Raw genomic sequence first — 748 nt, 5'->3', positions numbered from 1 at the left:
TCCCACCGGAATGGCCGCTGTACTCGCCGTGGTAGTGCTTTAAGAAATTCTCCCGTTCCTTGCGCTCTGTGTGGTTGCGATAGAAAGAATACACGGCCAGCCGGTAATCAATGCTGCGTTTTCCACCCCGGAGAAGGTTGTCGATCTCGTCCCCGGAGATGAAAAAACGCCGCTGGGGGTCATATCCCTCTGCGGCGGTAAAGTGCAGCGGTTCCCGCTGCAGATCAAAAAGCTGCTCCAGCAATTTTTGCGGACGGTGGAAATGGAATCGCAGCAGTTCCCGGTTCTCTCTGTATGCCTGGACAAACTGCTCCAGCTCATCCCGCAGGTTCTGCAGCCCCTCCGGATGGCCTAACAAATCACTTATGGCGGCACTTTCCTCTGGAAACCCATGATTTTTACCGTAAATGGCATTCACCGTGGGAAGATAGCCTGCATCGGCGGTGCCTTCTGCAAAATCCTGCCGGAGATACCATAGCTGCGCGGCCCGTTGCTGGCGTTCATACCCGTCCACCCGGTCCAGCTCGCTCTGGGGCATATACCGGCCCAAGTCCAGCAGTTCCCGGATACGGGCCGCCGCCTGTTCCCAGGGGATGAGGGTGGCGCTGGAACGCTGGGCGCTTTCGCCCTGGGCAATGCGGATTCCCTCGGCGTTGTACCAGATGGCATACTGTCGGCCATCCAGATAAAAGCCTGCGCCGTTCTCGCCATAGTGCTCTGCCAGGAACCTGGCATTGTCCGGCTTATC

Annotated in this window: 1 protein-coding gene; it reads right to left on the bottom strand. The window is 57.9% G+C overall.

Annotated features, from left to right (window positions below; genetic code table 11):
• A partial coding sequence (locus tag B5F35_RS18240) for a hypothetical protein (RefSeq protein WP_140401307.1) occupies positions 1-748 on the bottom strand: 748 nt, incomplete at both ends.

It is taken from the genome of Anaeromassilibacillus sp. An200 (assembly GCF_002160025.1).
GTDB lineage: Bacteria > Bacillota > Clostridia > Oscillospirales > Acutalibacteraceae > Caccousia > Caccousia stercoris.
The sequence above is the reverse complement of the archived record's forward strand: the minus strand, read 5'-3'. Positions and strand labels throughout refer to the sequence as shown.